The sequence below is a fragment of the Streptomyces sp. NPDC042002 genome, assembly GCF_055588305.1.
Genome location: NZ_JBVJCT010000027.1, coordinates 40,163 through 64,835, shown reverse-complemented (window position 1 = coordinate 64,835; position 24,673 = coordinate 40,163). Strand labels below are relative to the sequence as shown.

The window sequence follows — 24,673 nt, the reverse complement described above, 5'->3', positions numbered from 1 at the left end:
CAGGGCGCCCCGCGTCTGGGACGCTGGCGCGCCTACGGGAGGTGGCGCGTGCTGCTGCGTCAGCTGGAGTATCTGGTCGCGCTCGCCCGGGAGCGGCACTTCGCGCGGGCGGCGGCGGCCTGCTTCGTGTCGCAGCCGTCGTTGTCCGCCGCGATCCGCCGGCTCGAACACGAGCTGGACGTGCCGATCGTGCGCCGCGGCCGACGGTACGAGGGGCTGACCCCGGAGGGCGAGGTCGTCCTCGCCTGGGCGCACCGGATCCTCGCCGAACGGGACGCCCTGCGCCAGGAGTTGTCGGCGCTGCGCGGCGGCCTGACCGGCACCCTGCGCCTCGGCATCGTGCCCACCGCGCTGCCCGCCGCGTCCCTGCTGACCACCCCGTTCTGCGAGCGCCACACACGGGCCCGGGTCAGCCTGGAGTCGCTGTCGTCGGCGCAGATCACGCACGGGCTCGCCGAGTTCGAGCTCGACGCGGCGATGACGTATCTCGACGACGACGACCTGCGGCACGTACGGCGCTTCCCGCTGTACGAGGAGCGGTATGTGCTGCTCACCCCGGTGGACGGTCCGCTGGCCGGCGCGGCGACCGCCCGCTGGGCGCAGGTGGCCGCTCTCCCGCTGTGTCTGCTGAGCCCACGGATGCGCAACCGCCGGATCATCGACGAGTGCTTCGCCGCGGACGGCGCGCGGGCGGCTCCGGCGATCGAGTCGGACACCGTCGCCGGGCTGTACGCGCAGCTCCCCGGGGGCCGTTGGTCGAGCGTGATCTCGCACGCCTGGCTGCACATGTCCGGGGTGCCGGAGGGGATGCGGGTGGTGCCGCTCGACGGGCCCGTGCACGGGCCCCGGGTCGGCCTCGTGGTCGCCCGGCACGAGCCCGAATCGGTGCTGGCGCAGGCGCTGTTGAGGGTGGCCCGGGAGGCGGGGGTGCGCGACGCGCTGGACTCCTTGCTGAAGACGCATCTGGGTGAGGCGAGTTCATAGCCCGCGGCTATCAGCACATAGCAACGTTCGCTTTGACCAGCGCATTTGACTCCGAGGATGGTGGAAGCACCTTACGGACAACGGAGTTGAGGAGAGCCGCGACATGGCCAAGGTGCTCTGCGTGCTGTACGACGACCCGGCCGACGGATATCCGACGACGTACGCCCGGGACGGCCTCCCCGTCATCGACCACTATCCCGGCGGCCAGACCGCGCCCACCCCGAAGGGGACCGACTTCGTCCCCGGGCGGCTGCTCGGCAGTGTGACCGGCGAACTCGGGCTGCGCCGCTTCCTTGAGGAGCGCGGTCACACCCTGGTCGTCACCTCCGACAAGGACGGCACCGGATCGGTCTTCGACCGGGAACTGCCCGACGCGGACGTCGTCATCTCGCAGCCGTTCTGGCCCGCGTACCTCACCCCCGAGCGCATCGCCGCCGCCAAGAACCTGAAACTGGCGGTCACGGCGGGCATCGGCTCCGACCACGTCGACCTCGACGCGGCCATCGCGCACGGGGTGACGGTCGCCGAGGTGACGTACTGCAACAGCATCAGCGTCGCCGAACACGTGGTGATGACGACGCTCTCGCTCGTCCGCAACTACCTGCCCTCGCACCGGGTCGTGCTCGACGGCGGCTGGAACATCGCGGACTGCGTGGCCCGTTCGTACGACCTGGAGGGCATGCACGTCGGTACGGTCGCCGCCGGACGGATCGGGCTCGCGGTGCTGCGGCGGCTCGCGCCCTTCGACGTGTCGCTCCACTACACGGACCGCCACCGGCTGCCGGAGGCCGTCGAGCGGGAGCTCGGGCTCACCTTCCACCCGACCGCGGCCGACATGGCACCGCACTGCGACGTCGTGACCATCAACGCTCCGCTGCACCCGGAGACCGAGGGTCTGTTCGGCGACGGGCTGCTCGCCACGATGAAGCGCGGGGCGTATCTCATCAACACGGCACGGGCCCGGATCGTGGACCGGGACGTGATCGAACGAGCGCTGGTCAGCGGGCAGTTGGCCGGGTACGCGGGCGATGTCTGGTATCCGCAGCCGGCGCCCGCCGACCACCCCTGGCGCACCATGCCGCATCACGGGATGACCCCGCACATCTCGGGTTCCTCGCTCTCCGCGCAGGCCCGCTACGCGGCGGGCACCCGGGAGATCCTGGAATGCTGGCTGGACGGCACCCCGATCCGCGACGAGTACCTGATCGTCGACGGGGGCGCGCTGGCCGGGACGGGAGCCCACTCGTACTCGACGACGGTCTCCTGACCCCGGCGGCGCTCGTGCTCGACGGCCCGACGACGGTCTTCCGACCTCTGAAACCGGCGGTCGCTCAGGCGCGGTCGATGTGCACGTTGGTCGACTTGACCCGGGCGGTGGCCTCCACACCGACTTCCAGGCCCAGTTCCTCGACCGCCTCCCGGGTCAGCAGGGAGACCAGCCGGTGCGGTCCCGCCTGGATCTCCACCTGGGCCGCGACATCGCCGAGTTTGACGGCGGTGACGATGCCGGGGAAGGCGTTGCGGACGGACGTGTAGGAGGTGACGCCCTCCTCACCGCCGGTGCCGGCCAGCTCCACCGAGAACGCGGCGAGGTCGCGCCCCTCGATGAGCCGTCGTCCGCTGTCGTCCCGATGCGTGGTCACCCGCCCGGCGTCCGCCCAACGCCGGGCGGTGTCGGGGCTCACCCCGAGGAGCCGGGCGGCCTGGCCGATCGTGTAGGACTGCATACGCGCGACGATAGGCAGGCGGTCCTCGCACCTGCAAGCCGAACCCCGGGCGGGGCGCGAGCCGTTCCGGACAGGGTGGCAGCCGTGTGGGGCAGGACGAAGGCCCCTGCCCGGACCGTTGCCGCCGTCAGTCGAGCCTCGGCACTCCCGAACGCTCCACCTTGATGTGCGTGGCCCAGAACTTCCCGAAGCCCTTCTTGACGATGGGCTCGGCCTTCGCGTGTCCGTTCAGCGGCCGCGGCTCCCCACGGCCGCGTAGGCGCGCAGGAAGAGTGCCTCGACCTGGGCCATGTGCTCGATCTCGGCCGGGTCGACGCTCTCGTTGGGCGCGTGGATGAGACAGCGGGGTTCCTCCACGCCCATGAGGATGATCTCGGCGCGCGGGTAGGTCTCGGCGAGGACGTTGCACAGCGGGATGGAGCCGCCCTGGCCGAGGAAGGCCATGGGCTTGCCGTAGACCTCCCGCATGGCGTGGCCGAGCGCGGTGTAGGCGGGGCCGTCGGTGGCCGCCCGGAAGGGGGCGCCGGCGCTCTCGTCCTCGACGGTGACCCGGGCTCCCCAGGGCGCGGCCTCGGTGAGATGCCGGGTGAGGGCCGCGCGGGCCGCCACCGGGTTCGTGCCGGGCGGGACGCGCAGGCTCACCCGGGCCCGTGCGGTGGGCGGTACGGCGGCGGCGGAGCCGACCACCGGGGGGCAGTCGATGCCGAGGACGGTGACGGCGGGGCGGGCCCACAGCCGGTCGGCGACCGTGCCGGTCCCGGTGAGACGGACGCCGTCCAGCACCCCGGCGTCCGCGCGGAACTGGGCCTCGTCGTAGCCGACTCCCTCCCAACCGCCCTCGCAGTCGAGGTCGTTGACACGGGTCGCGCCGGTGGCCGGGTCGCGCAGGGTGGCGAGCATCTGGATCAGCGCGGCGAGCGCGTCCGGGGCGGGGCCGCCGAACATGCCCGAGTGCACCTCTCCGGCCAGCGTGTCGACGGTGACGACGACGCTGGCGAGGCCGCGCAGGGTGACGGTGGCGGTGCCCGTGCCGACCTCCGCGTTGCCGGTGTCGCACACCAGCAGCGCGTCGGCGAGGAACTGCTCCGGGTGCTGGGCCACGTAACTCTCCAGACCGCCCGTGCCCTGCTCCTCCGACCCCTCGGCGACGAACTTCAGGCCGACCGGGATGTCGTCGCCGAGCGCCCGCAGTGCGGTCAGGTGCATCACGATGTTGCCCTTGCAGTCCGCCGTGCCGCGCCCGTACCAGCGGCCGTCGCGTTCGGTGAGGGTGAAGGGCGGGGTGGTCCAGGCGTCGTCGTCCAGCGGCGGCTGCACGTCGTAGTGGCAGTACAGCAGGACGGTGGGCGCGCCGGGCGGCGGCGGGCGGTGGCCGATGACGGCGTGGCTCCCGTCGGGTGTCTCGGCGAGGTGGACGTCCCGCAGCCCCGCCTCGGTGAAGGCGTCGGCCACCCATTGCGCGGCCCGTCGGCACTCCTCGGGCGGGTACTGGCGCGGGTCGGCGACGGACGGGATGGCGACCAGCTCGGCCAGGTCCGTCCTGGCCCGGCCCATCAACCCGGCGATTTTCCCTGCGAGTTCGGACACGGTCACCGCCTCACCGTGTCGTCGGTCTTCAGGGTGTCGAGCCTGTCCTGGAACGTGTCCAGCTTCTCCGGGCAGTAGATCTTCAGGATCGCGGCCTCGGCCTTGAGCGCACTGCCGTCGCCGATGACGGGCCGCTGGCCGACGAACGCGGCGCCGTTCGACACGTTGATCTTCCACAGGGCCGACTTGAGGGCGCTCGCGGGGTCGTCGCAGACCAGGCCGCCGTCGGTGCCCAGGAGGCTTTCGATCAGCTCGGTGTCGGGGCGGGGGAGGCCGGACGCCACGGCGGCGTCGGCGAGTTCGTTGGCCTTGCTCGCGGCCTTGCTGTTCGTCGTGATGGCCGCGTAGCGCACGAGTCCGATCACGACGAGCGTGAGCAGCACGACGATCGCGCCGATGTAGATCCACCTGTGCTCGGACGCGAACCGGGTGGGACTCATGACCCCGCCTCCGCCTCGCGCGCGGCCTCCGTCTGCCAGCTCGGCTTGCGGAACTTCAGGAAGGCCCACGGGATCAGCAGGCCGAGGAGGCCCAGACCGCTGCCGATGATGACGACGTACACCAGCACGCTGCCGCCGCCGAACTGCGAGGGCGGCACGAAGCCGATGACCATGGCCGCGGCCGAGGACAGCAGCCCGACGACGCACGTCAGTCTGAGGGCGGGGACGCGGTAGCCGCGCGGGTGGTCGGGCTGGTTCTTCCGCAGATTCATCGCGGCGACGAACATCAGCAGATAGACGATGAGATACACCTGCGTGGTGATCGTCGAGAAGATCCAGTACACGTTGGAGACGTTCGGGATGAACGCGTAGCCCAGGGCGATCACCGTGGTCACGGCACCCTGGGCCACCAGGATGTTCTGCTGGACGCCGAACCGGTTCAACTGCTGGAGGAACGGCGGAAGATAGCCCTCGCTGCGGGAGATCTCCAGCAGGCCCTTGGACGGTCCGGCGAGCCAGGTCAGCATGCCGGCCAGCGACGCGGAGATCAGCATCACCGCCGCGATCGGGGTCATCCAGCCGATGTCGAAGTACGAGAAGAACGCGTCGAACGCCTGCATGACACCGGCGGTGAGGCTGGTCTGGTTGGCGGGGACCACCCAGCTGATGGCCAGCGCGGGCAGGATGAAGATCAGCAGCACCAGGCCCATCGCCAGGAACATCGACTTCGGGTATTCCTTCGCCGGGTTCTTCAGCGACGACACGTGGACGGCGTTCATCTCCATGCCGGAGTAGGAGAGGAAGTTGTTGACGATCAGCACGAGGCTGGCCAGGCCCGTCCACTCCGGCAGCAGATGGCTGGCCGTCATGGGCGCGGCCGAGGGGTTGCCCTGGGCGAGGAAGACCATGCCGAGCACGACGAGGATCGTGCCGGGGATCAGGGTGCCGATGACCAGGCCCCAACTGGACAGCCCCGCGAGGGCCTTGGTGCCGCGCGAGGAGATCCAGACGCCGGTCCAGTACAGGACCATGATGACGATCGCGGTGTAGAGGCCGCTGGAGGCGAGCGCCGGGTCGATCACGTACGCGAGGGTGCTCGCCACGAAGGCCAGCAGGCTCGGGTAGTAGAAGATCGTCATCGCGAACTGGCACCACACGGCGAGGAAGCCGAGCGGCTTGGACAGCCCCTCGCTCACCCAGCGGTAGACACCGCCGTTCCAGCCCGAGGCGAGCTCCGCGGAGACGAGGGCGGTCGGCAGCAGGAACACGACCGCCGGGACCAGGTACAGGAACACGCAGGCCAGCCCGTAGACCGCCATGGTGGGAGCGGCTCGCAGACTCGCCACGGACGCCGTCGTCATCAGCGCCAGCGTCAGCCAGGTGAGTCTGGGCGCCGCCGGGATCGTGGCGTGTGCGGCCCGCGCCGATTGCCGTGGGGCATCCGCGGGCATGTCCATCGAGCTCATCGGACCCCTCCCTGTTCGCGGGTCGAAAGCGATGAGGCCAGCCTCTGCGCGGGTGAGCGGCGCCGCGCGCCGGGTGAGCCGCCCGAGTGAGCCTCGTCCCTCGCGGACCCGCGGTCCTTCTCGCCCGTTCGGGGGGTGCCGGGTTCGTGCCCGGTCTGCGGACACCGAGCGGACCGGATTTCGTGGGCCCGGTCGGCGGACGCCGAGCGCTGAGTCGTCCCACCTCATCGCCCGGACATGATCACGCGCTTGATGACCTCCCCCTCCCGCTACCCGAACACCTGTCCGTCCGGGGCGGTTCCGTATCGCGTACGCGTGGCGAAGAGGTGGGAATGAACCCTGGCAGACGAACCGGCGCCGTGGCGGCGCTCGTGGGGGCCCTGGCGCTCACCGCGCTGACAGCGCCGGAGGCGCAGGCCGCGAGCACCGGCATCACCATGTCGAACGTGGTCGTCAACAAGGGCCTGCCGATCGTGGTGGGCACCTCGGAGGAGAAGGAACCTCCGGTCACGTTCGACATCGCACTGCCCTCCGGTTACACGGTGGAGGGCCCGTTGGACTGGACGACCGATCCCTACCTCTACCACGGCACCACCGCCGCGGCGGGCGCCGAGGGCGGGGGCATCTACATGGGGAGTTACACCTGTTTCGAGAAGAGCGCGCACACGGCGCACTGCGAGGGCGAGCTGTACATCGAACCGCGCTACACCCTCGACTCCAACGGTGACGCCACCACCTGGAAGATCGGGCTGGCGATGCGCCTGTTCAAGTCCAGCGGCTCGCTGAAGGCCGAGGAGCACAAGACGGCGCCCGGCAGCGTTTCGGTCAGGCGCTGGGCGAAGCTCACCGCGAACGCCTCGCCGGAGCCGGTGGCGAAGGGCAGGACGCTCACGGTCACGGGCAGCCTCACCCGCGCCGACTGGGTGAAGCACAAGTACACCGGCTTCGCGGGGCAGTCGGCGAAACTCCAGTTCCGCCCGAAGGGCAGCTCCACGTACTCCACCGTGAAGACGGTGACGTCCGGTTCCACCGGGGCGCTGAAGACCACCGTCCCGGCGAACACCGACGGCTACTGGCGCTGGACCTTCGGCGGCACGTCCACGACGGGAGCGGCCACGGCCCCGGGTGACTTCGTCGACGTGACCTGACGATCCGTCTGCGGGCCGGCTCCGGAGCGACCGGGGCCGGCCCGGACGGTCACCAGCCCGTCAGTACAAGGTGGTTGAGGAGCAGGGCCAGCGTCGCCTGGGCGATGAGCCAGGCGCGGGGCCGGGGGAGGAACGCCCCCGCCGGGAGCATCCACATCACGAACGGCAGCCAGATGCGTTCGGTCTCCGCCTTGCTCATGCCGGAGAGATCGGCGACGAGGAGGGCGAGCAGCGCTCCGATGACGAGGACGGCGAGCCGCGGGGCACCGCCGACGGTGGGGCGGGCTCCGGCGCCGGCGACTGTGCCGGGCGCGGCGCCGGCGAGGTGTTCCCGCGCGATGCCGCTCCGGGGGGCCGGACCGGCGGCGGCCAGGTCCGTACGGGAACCCTGACGCGCGTTCGCGCCCGGGCCCGTGGCGGTGTTCGCGCCCTCGTATCGGCCCGTATCCGTGGCGGTGCTCGCGCGACCGCCTCGGTTCGTACCCGAGGCCGCCTCCGAGGCCGCCCCCGAGACCGCGCCGACGGGAGTCGGAGGCTCGTGTGCGGCCGTCGCGGTGCCGCGTGCGGGTGCGGTCCGGAGCCGTACCGGGGCCGCCCCGATCCGTACGACCGCCGCCCCCGCCCTGCGCAGACCCGCCACGGTCGCCGGTCCCGCGATCAGCGCCGTGCAGGCGAGATTCGCCCAGACCCAGTAGCCGTACGGCCGGATACCGCCCGCCCCTTCGTAGTAGCGGGTGACCAACAGGTGGTACGCCTCGAACCAGTTGAAGCCGAGCAGGGTGAACACCAGGGGTACGACGGTGAGTCCGGCCATGGTGTACGGGAGCGGGCGGAGCCTGGAGCGGCGCCCGAGCAGCAGGACGGCGCAGGCGATCACGGAGATCAGGGTCAGCCCGTACGAGAGATACGCGGTGAGGCCGAGGAGGAGTCCGGAGGCGAGGCCGGCCGTCCGCGGCCGGTGTCCCGTGACCGCGAGGGCGAGCAGGGCGAGGGCCCAGGCGGCGACGGCCGCGAAGTAGCCGTCCGCCGAGGTGCCCATCCACACGGCCGCCGGGGCGAGGGCGAGGAAGGGCGCGGCGCGCCGGGCGAGAGCCTCCCCGGCCAGGACGCGCACGGTGACGAGCACCGCCGCCCCGGCCGTCGCGCCGACGGTGACGCACCAGACGCCCGCCCAGGCCCCGCCGCCCAGTCCGATCCGGTCGAGGAGGACGAAGGTGAGGGTGGCGGCCGGCGGATGTCCGGCGATGTGCGCGGGCCAGTGGTCGGGGGAGTGCAACAGGATGTGGTGGGTGAAGTCCCGCAGGGCGGCCGGGATGTCGTGGAAGCGGTTGACCGGCGAGATGACCTGGAGATATTCGTACCGCGTGGTGAGGCGCCGGGCCACGCCCCGCTCCCAGCCGTCGATCAGCGCGAGGGAGAACGTCCACGCCGTCGTCGTGCCCCACACGGCGAGGAGCAGCCTCCGCCAGGGCAGCCGGGCGGCGAGGAGAGGTCCGTACGCCACGACCGCGAGGGCCACGGCGATGGCGGCCGCGGTGCCGGGCCCGACATGCGGCCCCCAGTGCCCGTACAGCGGCGCGGCGCTGACGAACAGCGTGCCGTCGCGGTGCTCGATGACATAACCGACGACCACCGCCGTCAGGACGAGCAGCGCGGCGGCCAGCGCGGCGGCCAGGTCGCGCAGGACGTCCCGGGGCAGGTCGCCCAGCAGCGCCCGGGAAAGACCGGGGAGCCGGGCCTGGGACAGGGCCCGGTCCCAGGCCCGGTACGGGATCTGTGACAGGCCCCGGGGAAGTGGCCGGGGAACTGCCCGGGGAGGAGCCGGGGGTGCCGGGGGTGCCGGGGGGAGGGCCCGGGAAGGGTCTTCGGGGCGGTCGCGAGGCTGATCGCGGGGGAGATCGCGGTTCACCCTCGCACGCTAGGCCGGGAGGCTCCGGTAAGCGGGGCCACTGAGGTGGACGTCAGAGTTTCGTCATGGTTTGAGAACCCGTTCGGGGGTGCCCCCGGCCTACGGTCGGGGCATGCCACGGTCTCCCTCGTCACCCGCGTTCTGGCGCAGCCCGCTGCGCGGCCCCTGGTTCACCTCCGTGCTCGGCGTGGTGCTGCTCGTCGGGATCACGGTGCTGTTCGTGACCGGGCTCCTCTCGTACGCGGCCTACAACCCGAACCTCTCGGCCGTGAACGACAAGACCCCCGACAAGGGGATCCTCGGGTTCTACCTCTTCTCCTGGCCGACGGGTCCGGTGTGGCTGTACCGCTTCACGCAGGGCGTGCACGTCACGCTCGGCGTCGCGCTGATCCCGGTCCTGCTGGCGAAACTGTGGTCGGTCGTACCGAAGTTGTTCGCGCTGCCGCCGGCCCGCTCGCTCGCCCACGCGCTGGAACGGCTCTCGCTGCTGCTTCTGGTCGGGGGCGCGCTCTTCGAGTTCACCACCGGCGTGCTGAACATCCAGCTCGACTACGTCTTTCCCGGCTCCTTCTACACGCTGCACTTCTACGGCGCCTGGGTGTTCATCGCGGCGTTCGTGACGCACGCGGTCCTGCGGGTGCCGGCGGCTATCCGCAACCTGCGCCATGTCCGCCGCCCGAGCCCGCGGCCGGAGCAGACGAGTCCCCGGCCGGAGCAGGCAGGCCTCCGGCCGGGGGCGAGTTCGCTGGCCGACGCGGGTGAACCGGCGCGGCCCGAGGACGAGTTGGTGTCCCCCGATCCCCTGCCGCCCACCGTCTCGCGGCGCGGGGCCCTCGGGTTCGTCGGAGGCGGGTCCCTGCTCCTGGTCGCCACCACGGCGGGCCACAGCTTCGACGGGCCGCTGCGCGACACGGCGATCCTGGCCCCGCACGGCGGCGCCGAACCGGGCTCAGGACCGGGCGGCTTCCAGATCAACAAGACGGCCGCGTCACGCGGCATCACCGCCACGGAGACCAGCGAAGAGGCCTGGCGTCTGGTCGTCGCGGGAAAGGGCCGGACCGTCCGGCTGAGCCGCGCCGAACTCCAGAGACTCCCCCTGTACAGCGCCGCGTTGCCCATCGCCTGCGTCGAGGGCTGGTCGACGTCCGACCAGTGGTGGCGGGGCGTGCGGCTGCGGGACCTGGCCGGGCTCGTCGGCTACGAGAAGGACGCGGCCCCCGACGTACTCGTGGAGTCGTTGCAGCGGCGCGGGGCGTTCCGGGTGGCCGCCCTGCGCGACAACCAGGTGCGCGATCCGCGTTCCCTGCTCGCCCTGTTCGTCAACGGCGAGGACCTGACCCCCGATCACGGCTACCCGGCGCGGATCATCGTTCCGGCCGCGCCCGGTGTGCTGAACACCAAGTGGGTGGCCCGGATGACGTTCGGAGACCTGTGATGCGACGACTTGACCCGCGACGACTTGGGCTGCGGCGACGGTTTGAGGGGCTGCGCCCGGCGACGCGTCCGCGTCCCGGCCGGGAGCTGATCGGCAGCCCCTTCCAACTCCTCCTGCTGGCCTGCTCGTTCGCGCTCGCCGCCTACGCGGGGGTGCGGCTGCTCGCGGCCGACTGGTCCCGGGTTGCGCTCTGGTTCGTGGGCGCGGCGGTGCTGCACGACCTGGTGCTGGTGCCGTTGTACGCCGGTGCGGACCGGGTCGTCTCGAAGACGCTGGACGCGACCGGCCACCGGGACCGGACGATGTACGTCCGGGTTCCGGCGGCCCTCTCCGGTCTTCTGCTGCTGGTGTGGTTCCCGCTGATCAGCGGGCAGATCGCCGACCACTACCGGTCGGCGACCGCCCTGCCGGCCGACGACTTCCTGGCCCACTGGCTGCTGATCACGGCGGTGCTGTTCGCCGGGTCCGCGCTGCTGCTCGTCCTGCGGTCCTTCCGGGCGTCCCGCCGTGGCCCGTTGCGCAGGGCCACGAAGGACCGTCCCCCCGCCGCCCACTGAGCGTCCGCGCGCCATCCGGCGCGGGCCGCGTGCCGGAGCAGGGCCGGGGTGCCGAGCCGGGCCCACGGGAAGGCGCCCCGGTCGCCCGACGGTCCCTGGGCACCGCCCTCGCCATCGCTCCCGGTCCCGGTCCCGGTTCCGGCCGGGCTGTCGTCCTCGGTCTCGTCCTCGGCCCCGTCCCCGGTCTCCGCCTCCTCGTGCGCGGCGCGGACGATACGGACGTCGACGCGTTCGTCGACGTCCGCGCCCGCCACGGTCTCGGCGATCAGCAGGCCGCCAGGGGCGAGGAGTTCGGCCGTGCGACGCAGGAGGGCGGCCGGGTCGCCGCCGATGCCGATGTTGCCGTCGACGAGGAGGGCGGTGCCCCAGCGGCCCTCGCCGGGGAGCGGCTCGAAGACCGACCGGTGCAGCGCCTGCCCGCCGAGCCGCACGGTACGGGCCACGGCGGCCTCGCTGACGTCGATGCCGAGTGCGGGGCACCCTCGCGCGGCGAGTTCCGCGACCAGCCGTCCCGGCCCGCACCCCACGTCGAGCACGGCGCCCTCGCAGTACGCCAGCACCTGTAGGTCCACCGCGTCGGCGCGGGCGCACCAGCGCTCGACCTCCAGGGGGAGCAGCCAGCCGTCCGTCCGCCGCAGGAACAGCGGCCCCCGGCCGGCACCCAGCGCGTCGGCGTAGGGATCGGCGGCCCAGGACCGCGCGGCCCGCCCGAACGGGGCCCTTGTCCCGGCTCCCCTTCCGGCTCCACTGTCGGTTGCGGCTCCGGCGCCAGTCTCGGCCCCACTGCCGACGCTGTTCCCGTTCCCGTTCCCGTTCCCCGTCCTGGTTCCGGTCTCGGTCCCGTTCCCGCCCCCAGTCATCCCGTTCCCCGTCCCCGTCCCGTTCCCGTTCCCGTTCCTGGTCTCGGGTTCGGTCCTCGTCCCGGTCCCCATTCCCGTCCTCGCACCTGCCCTGGTCCCTGTGCCGGGACCGCTCCCGGTTCCCGCGACCGGCACGGAGCTCCGTGCGACGCCCCTGCCCCGCGCGGCCGTTCCGCGTGCGCCGCTCATCGTCCGGCACCCCGCTGCCCGGCTGCCGGGCCGGTCTCGCGGCCGGTGTCGATTCCGGCCGGGAGCCGGGCGGCCTGCGCGGCCTTGAGCCCTGCGATGAATCCCGAGGTCTCCTCGGTCGCCGCTCCCGAGGCCCGCTCCGTCCGCCCCGCGGTCTGTCCGGGGATCGGCTCCGGGATCTGCTCGAGGACCTGGCCCGGGACCTGCCCCGGGACCTGCTCGGGGATCGGCTCGGGCATCCGCCCGGACGCTCCGCCCGTGGACGGTCGGGGAACGTGTCCGGCGGCCGGTGCGATCACCGTCCCGAGCCGGCCCAGTTCCGCCGCGAAGACCCCTTCGGGCGCGGACGCCGCGACCGCCGTCGCGTCCGCGGCCGTGTCGACGTCCCGCAGGCGGGGCAGATCCCGTACCCGCAGCCCGGCCCCGACGAGCCGCTCCCGCTGCACCGCACCCGTGGTGTGCGTCGACATCGGTACGCCCCGCAGGAGCTCCGGGTCGGGTTCGGCGAGGCCCAGCGCCCAGAAGCCGCCGTCCTCGGCCGGCCCGAAGTACGCGTCGCAGTCCGCGAAGTCCACCGTGAGCAGGGCGGGCGTCACCTGGGGTGTGTCCATGCCGATGAGCAGCGCGGGCCCGTCGCAGCCCGCGAACGCCGCGGCCAGTCGCTCGTCCAGAGTGCCCGCGCACTGGCGTACGACGTCGAAGCCGTCCGGAAGCCAGGGGCCGGGCGCCCCGTCGAGCACGAGGACCCGGCGGCGCGCGGGCGTCGCCGCCACCGCGCGCAGGGTGTCCACGAGGGCCGCCTCCGCGAGCGTCGCCGCTTCCCGGGGAGTGAACGGCGGCGTGAGCCGGGTCTTCACCCGTCCGGGGCGCGGTTCCTTGGCGATGACGAGCAGGGTGACGCTCACTGGACGGTTCCTCCTCGGGATGGCGCGAGGGCCGGAGCCGACGCCGGAGACGGCGCCGGGGCCAGTACCTGGGCTCCGGTCTGTGCTGCGGTCTGCGCCCCGGCCTGCGATCTGGCCCGGGCTCCGGCCTGCGCTGCGGTCCGGTCTGCGGTCCTGTCCGGAGTCCGGTCGGCGGCCTGGGTCCGGCCGGGGGACGGGGCCTGGGCCTCGGCGTGAACCCGTACGGGCACGGGCGGTTCGGCCAGGACGCGGCTCATGTCCCGTACCGCCTGCCAGGTGCCGCGCCAGGTGCCGGTGACCTTGGAGACGCCGGTGCGGGCCAGATACGGCACGTCGTGCTCGGCGACGCGCCACCCGGCGTCGGCGGCGCGGACGACCATCTGGAGCGGATAGCCGCTGCGCCGGTCGGTGAGCCCGAGGCCGAGCAGCGCCTCACGGCGGGCCGCGCGCAGCGGACCGAGGTCGTGCAGGCGCAGGCCGGTGCGGCGGCGGAGCATCCGGGCCAGCGCGATGTTGCCCGCACGGGCGTGCGCGGGCCAGGCGCCACGCCCGCTCGGCCGGCGCCGGCCGAGCACGAGGTCGGCCTCGCCGGCCCGGACCTCGGCGACGAACGGCAGGAGCAGGGCCGGGTCGAGGGAGCCGTCGCAGTCGCAGAAGCAGACGATGTCCGCGGTGGCGGCGGTCAGTCCGGCGTGGCAGGCGGCGCCGAAACCGCGGCGCTCCTCGCGCACGACGGTCGCGCCGAGCGCGCGGGCCAGTTCCGCGGAGCCGTCCGTGGAACCGTTGTCCACGACCAGCGCGCGCCAGCCGGGCGGGATCCGGGAGAGCACCCAGGGCAGGGCGCCGGCCTCGTTCAGACAGGGAAGGACCAGGTCGACGTCCGGGTCCGGTACGGGAAAGGTCGTCACAGGCTTCACCTTACGAACACGAAAGGGATATACCGGACTTCATGTCCTTACGAAACTCGGACGTCGGCCTCGACCAGCCGCAGCGGTCCCGGCCGGGTGGGACGCTGGATTCATGCATCAACCGCACGAATCCCCAGGTGCCGGACCTGCCCCGAGTGCGAACGGGGACCCTGGACCGGTCACGGGCCCGCACCCGGTGACCGCTCCGGATACGCAGCCGGGGCCCGCCGTGGACCCTCACCCGGAGTCCGCGCCGAGCCCTCCCTCGGTGTTCGTGCCGAACCCTCCCTCGGGGCACGCGCCGAGCCCCCGCCCGGGGCCCGCCGTGAGCTCCCGCGGAGAGACCGGTGCGCTTCCCGGCGCGGCGGCCACCCGGGTCCTCGTCGTGGACGACGACCCGACCGTGGCCGAGGTCGTCTCCGGGTACCTCGACCGCGCCGGGTATCTCGTGGACCGCGCCGCGGACGGTCCCACCGCGCTCGCCCGGGCCGCCGCGCACCGGCCCGGCCTGGTGGTGCTCGACCTGATGCTGCCGGGCATGGACGGCCTGGAGGTGTGCCGCCGGCTGCGCGCCCAGGGGCCCGTGCCGGTCATCATGCTCACCGCGCGCGGCGACGAGGACGACCGGATCCTCGGCCTGGAGGTCGGTGCCGACGACTACGTCACCAAGCCGTTCAGCCCGCGGGAACTGGTCCTGCGGGTCGAGTCCGTGCTGCGCAGGACCCGGCCGGTGGCCGCCGCGCGCCCGCTGCGCGCCGCCGGTCTCGCCGTCGACCCGTCGGCCCGCCGCGCCACCAAGGACGGCGCCGAACTCGCCCTCACCCTGCGCGAGTTCGACCTCCTCGCCTTCTTCCTCCGGCACCCCGGCCGGGCGTACGCCCGCGAGGACCTGATGCGCGAGGTGTGGGGCTGGGACTTCGGCGACCTGTCGACGGTCACCGTCCACGTACGCCGGCTGCGCGGCAAGGTCGAGGACGATCCCGCACGGCCCCGCCTGATCCAGACGGTGTGGGGCGTGGGCTACCGCTTCGACGACACGGAAGCGGCGGCCCGGCCCACCGCCGCCGGACCGCCCCACCCCGCGCCCGAGGAAACGTCCGAGGAAACGCCCGAGGAAGAGGCCCGCTCGTGAACGACATACTCGTCATGGCCCTGTTCGCCTTCCTCGGCGCCGCCGCGGCCGGTCTGCTCGGCGTGGGCGCGCTCCGGCTGCTCCGGCGCCGCTCGCTCACCGCCTCCGTCGCGGTCGTCGCCGCCGTGGCCGTCTGCGCGATGCTCGCGGGAACGCTGGCGGTGGCGTGGGCGATGTTCCTTTCCCCGCACGACCTGAGCGTGGTCACGACGGTCATCACCATGGCGGCCGTCGTCTCGCTGGCCACCGCGCTCCTGCTGGGCCGCTGGGTCGTGGCCCGCAGCAGGGCGCTGACCCTCGCCGCCCGCTCGTTCGGCGACGGCGGCGACTTCGCGGCCCCCGAGGGTCCGGCGACCGCCGAACTCTCCGCGCTCAGCCGCGAGTTGGCGGCCACCAGCCGCAAGCTCGCCGAGTCCCGTGACCGCGAGCGTGCCCTGGAGACCTCGCGGCGCGAGCTCGTCGCCTGGATCTCGCACGACCTGCGCACCCCGCTCGCCGGGCTGCGCGCGATGTCCGAGGCCCTGGAGGACGGTGTGGCGGCGGACCCGAACCGCTATCTGCGTCAGATCCGTACGGAGGTCGAGCGCCTCAACGGCATGGTCGGCGACCTCTTCGAACTCTCCCGGATCCACGCGGGCGCCCTCGCCCTGTCCCCCTCCCGCGTCTCCGTGTACGACCTCGTGGGTGACGCCCTCGCGGGAGCGGACCCGCTGGCCCGCGAGCACGGCGTACGGCTGGTCGGGAACCGCATCGAGCAGGTGCCGGTCGAGGTCGACGGCAAGGAGATGAGCCGCGTGCTCGGCAACCTCCTCGTCAACGCGATCCGCCGTACGCCCGCCGACGGCACGGTCGCGGTCGCCGCCGAACGCTCGGACACGGGCGTCGTCCTGTCCGTCACCGACGGCTGCGGGGGCATCCCGGAGGAGGACCTTCCGCGCGTCTTCGACACCGGCTGGCGCGGCACCCACGCCCGTACGCCTCCCGCCGGAGCGGGCCTCGGCCTCGCCATCGTGCGGGGCATCGTCGAGGCCCACCGGGGCATGGCCGCCGTCCACAACGTCCCCGGCGGCTGCCGCTTCGAGGTCACCCTCCCGATGGCGGGGTTGTGAGGAACGCCCCGGCCTTCCCGGCCGGGGCCTCGACTCCCGAAGCCCCTGCCCGGCGCGTGCCTGCTCCCAGAGGTCTTGGCCCGCGCGCGCCCAGAGCCCCGGCCGGCGCGAGGCGGCCGGCGATCTGGCTGGCGCGACGCGGCGGGGATCGCGGCCGCCGCGCTTGCCTGGCAGCCGGAGGTCCGGCGGGGGGCGGTCTACTGCGGAGGTCCCGGCCGGCGCGCGTGCTGCCGGGGGTCCGGGCCCGTGCTGTCGGAAGCCCTACTGCTCGCGCAGCGGGGCCGTCGCGAACTCCCGCATTCCCTCGGTGAATCCGGTCTCCGCCTTCCACCCCAGTTCGGCCCGCAGCCGGGCCGAGTCCGCGGTGATGTGCCGTACGTCCCCGAGCCGGTACTCCCCGGTGACGACCGGCTCGGGCCCGCCGTACGCGTCCGCCAGGGCCCGTGCCATCTCGCCGACCGTACGCGGCTCGCCGCTGCCGGTGTTGTAGACGGTGAGGGCGCCGTCCCGCGAACTCGCCTCCAGCGCGGCCACGTTGGCGGCGGCCACATCCGACACGTGGACGAAGTCCCGCCGCTGTCCGCCGTCCTCGAAGACGCGCGGGGCCTCGCCGCGGGCGAGCGCGGACCGGAAGAAGGAGGCGACGCCCGCGTACGGGGTGTCGCGGGGCATCCCGGGGCCGTAGACGTTGTGATAGCGGAGCGACACCGCCGTGCCGTCCGTCGAACGGGCCCACGCCGCCGCCAGATGCTCCTGCGCCAGCTTGGTCGTCGCGTACACATTGCGCGGGTCGACGGGCGCGTCCTCGCCCACCAGACCCGGCATCAGTTCCTCACCGCACCGCGGACAGCGCGGCTCGAAGTGTCCCGCGTCCAGATCGGCGACGGCCCGCGGCCCCGGCCGCACCACCCCGTGCCACTCGCACGCGTAGCGTCCCTCGCCGTACACGACCATGGACCCGGCGAGCACGAGCCGTCGTACCCCCGCGTCCGCCATCCCCGCGAGCAGCACGGCCGTACCGAGGTCATTGCGCGACACGTATTCGACCGCGTCGCCGAACCCGACGCCGAGGCCCACCATCGCGGCCTGATGGCACACCGCGTCCACGCCGTTCAGCGCTCCCGCGACGGCCCCGGCGTCCCGCACGTCGAGTCCGTCCCGCAGGTCGAACACAACCGCCTCATGCCCCCGCGCGCGCAGCGCCGCGACGACCTGACCTCCGATGAACCCGGCCCCGCCGGTAACCAGTACACGCATGAGACGAACGCTAGAACCGCGACCCCGTCCGCCGGCATCACCACGCCCACCACGTCACCGCTCCGTAAGACCTGGGCCCGCGGCAGGACCTGGGCCGACGGCACGCCCGGCACCGGCGGGTTCCGGCCCGGGGCGCGGCTGCGGGTGCTCACATGCGGAGCAGCCGTTGGGTGATCTCGCGGTACTGCCGCAACGCGTGCCGGAGTTCGTCGGACTGGGTCGCGGGGTCCTGGCCGTGCCAGCCCTCGTGAAGCGAGTGCCGCCGTTCCGTGAGGGCGCTCATGAGATGGGCCGCGGCCTCGTCGAACGCGGTCTCGGCCTCCTCCAGCGCCTCACGCGGGCTGTGCGCGAAGGTGTTGAGGGCGTGGTGGAGCCGCTGGGTGAGTTCGGCACGCTCGTCCGCCCCGAGGAGCGGTTCCGGGCCCGGCGTGCGACGCCCGGCCGAGCCGGGTTGCCTGTCCGGGGGCTGCTGGGCGCGTGTCTGGTCGTACATCATCGTGGGCCACTTCCTGTACGTCGTACCGGCGGGGCGCGTAGCGAGATCGGGTGGCGACGATCATGTCGCAACGATCGTGCCGTGCCGATCGGGTGTGACGTCGTGTCGTGACGGTCATGTCGCGGCGATCGAGTGGTGACGATCGGTCCGGCGTGCTGACGACCGGGTTGGTGGCGATCGGTCCGGTGTGGTGACGATCGGTGCGGGCGTTCCGGAAGGGTCGTCACCGTGGTGATCACAGCCGCCACGGTCACCCGAGTGGCATGGGCCACACACCGGGCTGTCAGTCAACGCCGGGCGACCCCCGGTGTCAACGAGATCCCGTTCCCGGTCGCGGACACTCCACCCAGGGGTGTCGATCGTGGGTGTCGGCCGGGTGTCGACCGGGCGTGTCCGTTCCACGCGGCCGTGTCGGCCGGCCCGTCAGCGGGCGGGTTCAGCCCGCGCTGGATCCCTCCGGTGCCGCCTGCGCGCCGCGCCGGTACTCGGCGTTGATGCGCTGAGCCTCTTCGAGCTGGTCCTCAAGAATGACGATGCGACAAGCGGCCTCGATCGGGGTTCCCCTGTCGACGAGTTCCCGCGCGCGGGCGGCGATCCTCAGCTGATAGCGGGAGTAGCGACGGTGGCCGCCCTCCGAGCGGAGCGGAGTGATCAGGCGGGCCTCACCGATGGCTCGGAGGAAGCCCGGCGTGGTGCCGAGCATCTCGGCCGCCCTGCCCATCGTGTACGCGGGGTAGTCGTCGTCGTCGAGACGACCAGTGAGTGGAGTGTCCGCTGTCATTTCACCTCGTTGTGGCACGCGTCGAGGGGCCCCGCCGCCGTACGGCACCAGGGCCCCGAAGGAAATTGAACACCATCTGCCGGCTCTACTGCGGAGCCGACCGTCTGTTTCCGCTACCGGGCCCGAGTGAGGGGCGGGTCAGCGGGGATCGTGTAGGCGTGACCGGGAACCACCGTCCATTCCGGGTTCTTGCGGTACCCGGACCGGAATGATCTCGGGCCGGGCGATCCTGATGGCGTCTGCTTCCTCCGTCCTTCCGTCGTGTCGATCACAGGCCGGACCGACAGTGAACTCCTCCGGCCCGACGATGTCTGCACAAGAAACCCTAACCACGCCACCGCCCGATGTCTACCGTGACAAAGACAGATTTTAAGATGCTCGGGGCCGAGATATTCTGCGTCACGCGGTGACCGGCGCGGCGGCAGGGCGGGCCGCTGAATAGAATCGACTTCCATGTCGAACCCTGACGAGCTCCTCGTTGACATCTCCGCCATGGTGGAGTCCGGGCACAGCACGCAGATGTCGTTGACCGTGGTCGTCGGTGGTGCCGTCATCACCGGCCGGCTGGCTCCCGAGGCCGTGTGGCGGGAGCGGGTGTCGGAGGTCCTGAAGGACTCGGACCGCCTCGGCCCGTTCTCCGACGTGTTCGCCCCCGACCGGACGGCGGGCCGGAGCGACCGCGCCGTGGCGCCGACCCATCTGCACTTCCATCTCGCCCGCATCCTTCAGGGCAGCGTCGGGATTCCCGACACCGGCGGGATGTACCGCGTCGCCATCGCCGACGTCGGCGCCTGGACCGTGGGCGACTTCAGCTACTCCGACCAGTGAAACGCGATGAGGGCCCCGCCGACCGTGTCGGCGGGGCCCTCATGGCTGTCCTGATGTCTGCGGAGGTCCTCAGAGCTCGAGCGGTTCGGGGCTGCCGAGCAGCGCCGAGGCGTTCTGGAGCGGGCTGAGGACGGGCGCGGGTGCGGGCACCTCAGGGGTACGGCAGGTGAAGCCGAGACGGGCCATGGCCCGGGTCACTTCGCCGCTCGTGAAGTCGCGGCGGTCCTGGCGGGTGATGACCTCGCCCACCTGCTTGACGGGGTAGTGGCAGCGGCCGATGATCACGGACTCACCCGTGATCGGCTCGGGCTTGATCCCCTTCATCGACTCCAGCACACCACTCTTGGTGAGATCGAACGGGAAGCGGGCGATGACACAGCGCATGATGCCTCACAGGTAGCGGGAAAAAAGGCCCGAGCGGCGAGCCGGGCCGAGCGGGCCGGCCGGGGACGGCGGGACGCTCAGTGGGAGAGGGCGAGGGCGCCCGGGGTGCGGCGGGGGCCGAGGACATCACGTACGCGGACCCGGTCCGTGTACGCGGAACCGTCGCGGACGACGGCGAGCTGGGCCTCGGTGACCGAGCCCGTGCACTGGTCGTCCTCGTCGCAGACGAGGAGATACCCGACACGGGCGCCCGCCATGACGGACAGCGCCACCTCGACGGTCATGTCGCCCCGCACCCGCGGCCCGGAGGCGTCCCTCAGGTCGACGACGACGGTCGGCACGGCCGGTACGAAGGCCGGTGCGAAGGCCGGTACGGGTCCCGCGGAACGCGGCTGCGTCTGAACGAGCGCCAAGGGGGTGCCTCCTGCGGGTGAGTGCGGGCAAGCGACGACGGGTGCCGGTGGCCGACCGGTGGCCGGTCGCCGGTGATCAGTCACCGGCGACCAGCTTGTCGCGGTTCTGAGCCGTCGGCTGTCGGGCGGGTGTCGGCCGACGGGCGTGGGCCCGTCAGCCGTCAAGCGTCAGCCGACAGCTGTCAGCCGTCAAGCGTCGGCTGACAGCCGACGCTTGACGGCCTGGATTACTGCTAGGCCGTGCGATGTGTGGCGGTGGCGGTGGAGCGGCCCTGGCCGGAGCGGCCGCGGCGGCCCCGGGAGGAGGGCGAGGCGCTACGGCGGGGACGCTCAGTCACCGGCGCACGGATGACGACCGGCACGCCCGAGGGCGCCTGGGCGCCGGTGATGCGGTTCAACTCCGCCTCGCCCGAACGCACTTGACTGGTCTGCGGGGTGATACCGGCAGCGGCCATCAACCGGGTCATCTCGCGGCGCTGGTTGGGCATCACCAGTGTCACCACACTGCCGGACTCGCCGGCACGGGCCGTACGGCCGCCGCGGTGCAGGTAGTCCTTGTGGTCCGTCGGCGGGTCGACGTTGACGACGAGGTCGAGGTTGTCGACGTGGATGCCACGCGCCGCGACGTTGGTCGCCACCAGGACCGTCACGTGCCCCGTCTTGAACTGGGCCAGGGTCCGCGTGCGCTGCGGCTGGGACTTGCCGCCGTGCAGGGCGGCGGCGCGGACACCGCTGCTCAGCAGGTGCTCGGTCAGCCGGTCCACCGCGTGCTTGGTGTCCAGGAACATGATCACCCGGCCGTCGCGCGCGGCGATCTCGGTGGTCGTCCGGTTCTTGTCCGAGGCCTGCACGTGCAGGACGTGGTGCTCCATCGTCGTGACCGCGCCCGCGGACGGGTCGACGGAGTGGACCACCGGGTCGGAGAGGTAGCGGCGGACCAGCAGATCGACGTTGCGGTCCAGGGTGGCGGAGAAGAGCATCCGCTGCCCTTCCGGACGCACCTGGTCGAGCAGCGCCGTGACCTGCGGCATGAAGCCCATGTCGGCCATCTGGTCGGCCTCGTCGAGGACGGTGATGGCGACCTGGTTCAGTCGGCAGTCGCCCCGCTCGATGAGGTCCTTGAGCCGGCCCGGCGTAGCGACGACGACCTCGGCCCCGCCGCGCAGGGCACCGGCCTGGCGGCCGATCGACATCCCGCCGACCACGGTGGCCATCCGCAGGCGCAGGGAACGGGCGTACGGGGTGAGCGCGTCGGTGACCTGCTGGGCCAGCTCCCGGGTGGGCACGAGGACCAGGGCCAGCGGCTGCCTGGGCTCGGCGCGCTGACCGGCGGTACGGGCCAGCAGCGCGAGGCCGAAGGCCAGGGTCTTGCCCGAGCCGGTGCGGCCCCGGCCGAGTACGTCACGGCCCGCGAGGGAGTTCGGCAGGGTCGCGCCCTGGATCGGGAACGGGACGCTGACGCCCTCGTGGCCGAGCGCCGCGAGCAACTGCTCCGGCAGGGCGAGGTCGGCGAACGCCTCCACGGGCGGCAGAGCGGGCGTGATCGTCACCGGCACCGCGAACTCTCCCTGCGGGGAGGCCTGCTGGCGTCCGTAGCCCTTCGACCGGCTGGGACCGCCGGAACGGCCCGAGGACGGGGCGCCGAATCGGCTGCCGCCGCTCCTCTTGGCGCCGGCACCCTCGGTGCGGGTGCGGGAGTAGCGATCGTTGGTGCGCGTGCGGTTCATGCGGAACCTTCCTTGACCGGGCGCGTATCAAGGAATTCCCGCAGCGAATGAGCAGCGCAGAGAATCGCGAGAACGAGCCGAATGAAATTCACCACCGAATCGGATCGGTGAGATCCCTCACGGGATGTGCTGCCGGACAGGCGGCGCGATCCCGGAAAAAGAGGAATGAAGAGGGTGGAGCGGAGTGGAGCGGTATGAAGAAAAGCGAAGGGAATCGAAGGGAAACGAACGGGAAGCGCCGGACGACGTGCGACAGAACACGGGAGTGGACCGGACGCGGCCCTTACACGACCCCTACGCAGACCTTACGCGGCCCTTACGTAGACCCGGAGCGGGCCAAGAGTGGAACAAGCCGACGTGGACCAGGAGTGGACCAGGAGCGGATGAGGAGTGGACCGGATGCGGCCCGGACGCGAGACCGGTGGCGGTAGAGGATCAGGAAAAGAGCCGAAAGGTCCGGGCACGGGCCCCGCTCCGACGCGTTCGTTTTCCGAGCGGTGGGTGGGGACTTCCGTACCGAGGGCCGTCGCCCCGGAAGGGCGGGCCGCCGTGGACCTGATCCGATCCTGAACTCCCGGAAGCGTGGTCGCGGGTCGAACTCACCGCGAACCGCCGGGACGTCTGCACCGGAAACGCGGCGAGCTGGGACCCGCACCCCAAGGTGCGGGTCCCAGCTGCGTCGTGCGTGCGGGTGTCAGGCGGGAACGATGTTCTCCGCCGTCGGGCCCTTCTGGCCCTGCGCGATGTCGAAGGACACCTTCTGGCCTTCCTGGAGCTCACGGAAGCCCTGCGCGGCGATGTTCGAGTAGTGGGCGAAGACGTCAGCGCCGCCGCCGTCCTGCTCGATGAAGCCGAAGCCCTTTTCAGCGTTGAACCACTTCACGGTGCCAGTAGCCATGTCAATTCTCCTTCGGGACGGTGCTCGGGGTCCGCATTGTGCTGACTCCGCGTCGCCGTGATGATTACCCCGCCGGAAAAAGACCGGATACAAAAGAACTCCACCCTGCAAGAAGAGGGTGGATGCTCACAAGTTTTTGGGAACCACAACTGCAACTGCTATCGACAGTAGCACGGCACGATCGACTGCGCGCGGCGGATAACTTCGCTCGGCCTGTCGATCAAGAAATCCTCATCGCGTCCGCCGTTGATTTCTTACGTCGCCGCCACAGATATTGGCTCGCCCCGATCGCAGCGTTTCTGCCCCGGGGATCATGCGGCGGAGTTCGGAAAATGTGACGACAATCGACCCGCGCCGTCACCGCCCGGCCACGAGCGCGACGCGCCTCAACGTGACGGTGACGGCACCCTACTCCGCATCGCGCGACGGTGACGGTCGCCGCCGGGACCGGCCGTACGACAGCCGTACGACAGGCAGGGGCACCGGCGGGACGGCCCGTAGGGCAGGACTGGTCACCACCAGGACTGCCGTCCGACAGGGGTCGTCGCGGGCGGGACGGCCCGTATGCGGAATCGAGACCATCCCGCATGCTCCTCCCCGCAACTACCGGGCGGTCCCGCGCTGTCCTTCGGGGCAGAACCTGCTGAACCCGCGGCCGGGTGCACAGCGGCCGTATGCCGTGGTCACGCAGGCCGTGACCACGACTTCGTCGGTCGGGAGACGCCGGCCGGAGAAGTCGTCGAGAAAAAGGATGGGTCATGCCCGGACTCGGACGTACGTCGGCGATAGCGCTGGCCGGCGGGATCATGCTGTTGACGGGGTGCCAGAGCTCGGCGGGCGCGGGTTCCGCCGCGGGTACCCCCGCTTCGGCCGCGGACGCCCCGGCCCCGGCCACGTCACCCTCGTCGAGTCCCGCCGGCGCGTCTACGCCCGCGCCGTCGCGCGGCTCGGCCAGCGCTCCGACCAGCCACCCGCCCACGGCCGTTACCGGCTGCCGCAACCTGGCCGTGGGCGACGAGGTGAAGGCCGCCGTGACCCGGGTGTACCGGCACGACGTCACCCACTTCACGCACATCGAGCCGGTGCCGCACGTGTTCTTCTACGGCCAGTGCGGCACCGTCCGTTACGCCGCCACCCGATTCGGGCTCACCGCCGGGGCCACGTACGCGGAACGCGTGGGCATGCAGGACGAGGGCAGTGCCTTCAAGTACTTCCGCGGCTCAGGCGGCGGCTGGGTCTACGTCGCGAGCGACGGTTTCCCCGCCGGACCGCACGGCTGCGGAGACATCCCGGCGATTCCCCACGCCCTGGCCGCCGCCTGGGGGGACTGCTCGGTCGCGCACTGAGCCACTGAGCCGACAAGCCGCCCGGACCACGGGCAACGCGCCAAGGCTGAACAGGTGACCGACACCTGACCGAACAGGTGACGGGCACTCGGCCGCCCTGCGACGGGCACCCGGTCGGTCTGCTGACGGGCATCCGGTCGGTCTGGTGTCGGTCACTCGGCCCGCCGTACGGGATGTGCCGGGGCCG

Annotated in this window: 21 protein-coding genes and 2 pseudogenes; 8 read left to right on the top strand and 15 right to left on the bottom strand. The window is 72.2% G+C overall.

Annotated features, from left to right (window positions below; all coding sequences use genetic code 11):
* Positions 1-48 precede the first annotated feature (48 nt).
* The gene (locus ACZ6KY_RS30165; RefSeq protein WP_469313420.1) at positions 49-984 is read left to right on the top strand and encodes a LysR family transcriptional regulator; all 936 of its coding nucleotides are present in this window, start codon (positions 49-51) and stop codon (positions 982-984) included.
* Between the two features lie 103 nt (positions 985-1,087).
* Positions 1,088-2,251 (top strand): NAD-dependent formate dehydrogenase, encoded by a 1,164-nt coding sequence (locus ACZ6KY_RS30160; RefSeq protein WP_469313419.1) that lies wholly within the window; start codon positions 1,088-1,090, stop codon positions 2,249-2,251.
* A 64-nt stretch (positions 2,252-2,315) separates the two neighbouring features.
* On the opposite strand, the gene ACZ6KY_RS30155 is transcribed toward ACZ6KY_RS30160, so the two are convergent.
* From ACZ6KY_RS30155 to ACZ6KY_RS30140, 4 genes are all read right to left on the bottom strand, one after another.
* Positions 2,316-2,711, bottom strand: a complete 396-nt coding sequence (locus tag ACZ6KY_RS30155) for a TOBE domain-containing protein (protein ID WP_469313418.1) — start codon at positions 2,709-2,711, stop codon at positions 2,316-2,318.
* 228 nt (positions 2,712-2,939) lie between these two features.
* Positions 2,940-4,304, bottom strand: coding sequence for a M20/M25/M40 family metallo-hydrolase (locus tag ACZ6KY_RS30150; RefSeq protein ID WP_469313417.1), 1,365 nt, complete (start codon positions 4,302-4,304; stop codon positions 2,940-2,942).
* On the bottom strand, positions 4,301-4,738 hold the full coding sequence (locus tag ACZ6KY_RS30145; protein ID WP_469313416.1) for a hypothetical protein: 438 nt from the start codon (positions 4,736-4,738) through the stop codon (positions 4,301-4,303). The genes ACZ6KY_RS30150 and ACZ6KY_RS30145 overlap by 4 nt, the downstream gene beginning before the upstream one ends.
* Positions 4,735-6,204: an APC family permease gene (locus tag ACZ6KY_RS30140; RefSeq protein WP_469313415.1), complete on the bottom strand. Its 1,470-nt coding sequence runs from the start codon at positions 6,202-6,204 to the stop codon at positions 4,735-4,737. The genes ACZ6KY_RS30145 and ACZ6KY_RS30140 overlap by 4 nt, the downstream gene beginning before the upstream one ends.
* Before the next feature lie 332 nt (positions 6,205-6,536).
* Here ACZ6KY_RS30140 and ACZ6KY_RS30135 point away from each other — a divergent pair, with 332 nt between their 5' ends.
* Entirely contained in the window at positions 6,537-7,352 is an 816-nt protein-coding gene (locus ACZ6KY_RS30135; protein WP_469313414.1) for a hypothetical protein, read from the top strand.
* Positions 7,353-7,401: 49 nt separating this feature from the next.
* Here the strand turns inward: ACZ6KY_RS30135 and ACZ6KY_RS30130 are convergent, their stop codons facing one another.
* Positions 7,402-9,261 (bottom strand): hypothetical protein, encoded by a 1,860-nt coding sequence (locus ACZ6KY_RS30130; RefSeq protein ID WP_469313413.1) that lies wholly within the window; start codon positions 9,259-9,261, stop codon positions 7,402-7,404.
* A gap of 112 nt (positions 9,262-9,373) precedes the next feature.
* Between ACZ6KY_RS30130 and ACZ6KY_RS30125 the strand changes: the two genes are divergently transcribed.
* The gene (locus ACZ6KY_RS30125; RefSeq protein ID WP_469313412.1) at positions 9,374-10,696 is read left to right on the top strand and encodes a molybdopterin-dependent oxidoreductase; all 1,323 of its coding nucleotides are present in this window, start codon (positions 9,374-9,376) and stop codon (positions 10,694-10,696) included.
* Positions 10,697-11,081: 385 nt separating this feature from the next.
* On the opposite strand, the gene ACZ6KY_RS30120 is transcribed toward ACZ6KY_RS30125, so the two are convergent.
* From ACZ6KY_RS30120 to ACZ6KY_RS30110, 3 genes and pseudogenes are all read right to left on the bottom strand, one after another.
* The gene (locus tag ACZ6KY_RS30120) at positions 11,082-12,113 is read right to left on the bottom strand and encodes a class I SAM-dependent methyltransferase (protein ID WP_469313411.1); all 1,032 of its coding nucleotides are present in this window, start codon (positions 12,111-12,113) and stop codon (positions 11,082-11,084) included.
* Between the two features lie 485 nt (positions 12,114-12,598).
* Positions 12,599-13,207, bottom strand: a pseudogene (locus ACZ6KY_RS30115) (TIGR04282 family arsenosugar biosynthesis glycosyltransferase); the annotation flags it as partial.
* Positions 13,208-13,437: 230 nt separating this feature from the next.
* A pseudogene (locus tag ACZ6KY_RS30110) lies at positions 13,438-14,124 on the bottom strand (glycosyltransferase family 2 protein); the annotation flags it as partial.
* A 316-nt stretch (positions 14,125-14,440) separates the two neighbouring features.
* On the opposite strand from ACZ6KY_RS30110, the gene ACZ6KY_RS30105 reads away from it, so the two are divergent.
* Entirely contained in the window at positions 14,441-15,247 is an 807-nt protein-coding gene (locus ACZ6KY_RS30105; protein ID WP_469313410.1) for a response regulator transcription factor, read from the top strand.
* Between the two features lie 14 nt (positions 15,248-15,261).
* Positions 15,262-16,356 (top strand): sensor histidine kinase, encoded by a 1,095-nt coding sequence (locus ACZ6KY_RS30100; RefSeq protein WP_469313476.1) that lies wholly within the window; start codon positions 15,262-15,264, stop codon positions 16,354-16,356.
* A gap of 261 nt (positions 16,357-16,617) precedes the next feature.
* On the opposite strand, the gene ACZ6KY_RS30095 is transcribed toward ACZ6KY_RS30100, so the two are convergent.
* The 3 genes from ACZ6KY_RS30095 to ACZ6KY_RS30085 form a co-directional block, all read right to left on the bottom strand.
* Positions 16,618-17,613 carry an NAD-dependent epimerase/dehydratase family protein gene (locus tag ACZ6KY_RS30095; protein WP_469313409.1) on the bottom strand — a complete coding sequence of 332 codons (996 nt, stop codon included), beginning with the start codon at positions 17,611-17,613 and terminating at the stop codon, positions 16,618-16,620.
* Positions 17,614-17,761: 148 nt separating this feature from the next.
* Positions 17,762-18,106, bottom strand: a complete 345-nt coding sequence (locus tag ACZ6KY_RS30090; RefSeq protein ID WP_469313475.1) for a hypothetical protein — start codon at positions 18,104-18,106, stop codon at positions 17,762-17,764.
* Between the two features lie 439 nt (positions 18,107-18,545).
* Positions 18,546-18,890 carry a MerR family transcriptional regulator gene (locus ACZ6KY_RS30085; RefSeq protein ID WP_469313408.1) on the bottom strand — a complete coding sequence of 115 codons (345 nt, stop codon included), beginning with the start codon at positions 18,888-18,890 and terminating at the stop codon, positions 18,546-18,548.
* Positions 18,891-19,343: 453 nt separating this feature from the next.
* Here ACZ6KY_RS30085 and ACZ6KY_RS30080 point away from each other — a divergent pair, with 453 nt between their 5' ends.
* Positions 19,344-19,718, top strand: a complete 375-nt coding sequence (locus ACZ6KY_RS30080; RefSeq protein ID WP_469313407.1) for a hypothetical protein — start codon at positions 19,344-19,346, stop codon at positions 19,716-19,718.
* Between the two features lie 69 nt (positions 19,719-19,787).
* Here ACZ6KY_RS30080 and ACZ6KY_RS30075 read toward each other — a convergent pair whose 3' ends face one another.
* The 4 genes from ACZ6KY_RS30075 to ACZ6KY_RS30060 form a co-directional block, all read right to left on the bottom strand.
* The gene (locus ACZ6KY_RS30075; RefSeq protein ID WP_469313406.1) at positions 19,788-20,102 is read right to left on the bottom strand and encodes an SCO5918 family protein; all 315 of its coding nucleotides are present in this window, start codon (positions 20,100-20,102) and stop codon (positions 19,788-19,790) included.
* A 77-nt stretch (positions 20,103-20,179) separates the two neighbouring features.
* On the bottom strand, positions 20,180-20,515 hold the full coding sequence (locus ACZ6KY_RS30070; protein WP_469313405.1) for a CBS domain-containing protein: 336 nt from the start codon (positions 20,513-20,515) through the stop codon (positions 20,180-20,182).
* Positions 20,516-20,748: 233 nt separating this feature from the next.
* Positions 20,749-22,242 (bottom strand): DEAD/DEAH box helicase, encoded by a 1,494-nt coding sequence (locus ACZ6KY_RS30065; RefSeq protein ID WP_469313404.1) that lies wholly within the window; start codon positions 22,240-22,242, stop codon positions 20,749-20,751.
* Positions 22,243-22,936: 694 nt separating this feature from the next.
* The gene (locus ACZ6KY_RS30060) at positions 22,937-23,140 is read right to left on the bottom strand and encodes a cold-shock protein (protein ID WP_030224351.1); all 204 of its coding nucleotides are present in this window, start codon (positions 23,138-23,140) and stop codon (positions 22,937-22,939) included.
* A gap of 758 nt (positions 23,141-23,898) precedes the next feature.
* Between ACZ6KY_RS30060 and ACZ6KY_RS30055 the strand changes: the two genes are divergently transcribed.
* A complete protein-coding gene (locus tag ACZ6KY_RS30055; RefSeq protein ID WP_469313403.1) occupies positions 23,899-24,486 on the top strand; it encodes a hypothetical protein in 588 nt (195 codons plus the stop codon).
* Positions 24,487-24,673: the final 187 nt, after the last annotated feature.

What these genes read in the sequence shown, in the direction of transcription:
- ACZ6KY_RS30160 (WP_469313419.1), top strand. Translation starts at nt 1,088, where the DNA reads ATGGCCAAGGTGCTCTGCGTGCTGTACGACGACCCGGCCGACGGATAT.
- ACZ6KY_RS30155 (WP_469313418.1), bottom strand. Translation starts at nt 2,711, where the DNA reads ATGCAGTCCTACACGATCGGCCAGGCCGCCCGGCTCCTCGGGGTGAGC.
- ACZ6KY_RS30145 (WP_469313416.1), bottom strand. Translation starts at nt 4,738, where the DNA reads ATGAGTCCCACCCGGTTCGCGTCCGAGCACAGGTGGATCTACATCGGC.
- ACZ6KY_RS30140 (WP_469313415.1), bottom strand. Translation starts at nt 6,204, where the DNA reads ATGAGCTCGATGGACATGCCCGCGGATGCCCCACGGCAATCGGCGCGG.
- ACZ6KY_RS30135 (WP_469313414.1), top strand. Translation starts at nt 6,537, where the DNA reads ATGAACCCTGGCAGACGAACCGGCGCCGTGGCGGCGCTCGTGGGGGCC.
- ACZ6KY_RS30125 (WP_469313412.1), top strand. Translation starts at nt 9,374, where the DNA reads ATGCCACGGTCTCCCTCGTCACCCGCGTTCTGGCGCAGCCCGCTGCGC.
- ACZ6KY_RS30120 (WP_469313411.1), bottom strand. Translation starts at nt 12,113, where the DNA reads ATGACTGGGGGCGGGAACGGGACCGAGACCGGAACCAGGACGGGGAAC.
- ACZ6KY_RS30100 (WP_469313476.1), top strand. Translation starts at nt 15,262, where the DNA reads ATGGCCCTGTTCGCCTTCCTCGGCGCCGCCGCGGCCGGTCTGCTCGGC.
- ACZ6KY_RS30095 (WP_469313409.1), bottom strand. Translation starts at nt 17,613, where the DNA reads ATGCGTGTACTGGTTACCGGCGGGGCCGGGTTCATCGGAGGTCAGGTC.
- ACZ6KY_RS30090 (WP_469313475.1), bottom strand. Translation starts at nt 18,106, where the DNA reads ATGTACGACCAGACACGCGCCCAGCAGCCCCCGGACAGGCAACCCGGC.
- ACZ6KY_RS30085 (WP_469313408.1), bottom strand. Translation starts at nt 18,890, where the DNA reads ATGACAGCGGACACTCCACTCACTGGTCGTCTCGACGACGACGACTAC.
- ACZ6KY_RS30080 (WP_469313407.1), top strand. Translation starts at nt 19,344, where the DNA reads ATGTCGAACCCTGACGAGCTCCTCGTTGACATCTCCGCCATGGTGGAG.
- ACZ6KY_RS30075 (WP_469313406.1), bottom strand. Translation starts at nt 20,102, where the DNA reads ATGCGCTGTGTCATCGCCCGCTTCCCGTTCGATCTCACCAAGAGTGGT.
- ACZ6KY_RS30065 (WP_469313404.1), bottom strand. Translation starts at nt 22,242, where the DNA reads ATGAACCGCACGCGCACCAACGATCGCTACTCCCGCACCCGCACCGAG.
- ACZ6KY_RS30060 (WP_030224351.1), bottom strand. Translation starts at nt 23,140, where the DNA reads ATGGCTACTGGCACCGTGAAGTGGTTCAACGCTGAAAAGGGCTTCGGC.
- ACZ6KY_RS30055 (WP_469313403.1), top strand. Translation starts at nt 23,899, where the DNA reads ATGCCCGGACTCGGACGTACGTCGGCGATAGCGCTGGCCGGCGGGATC.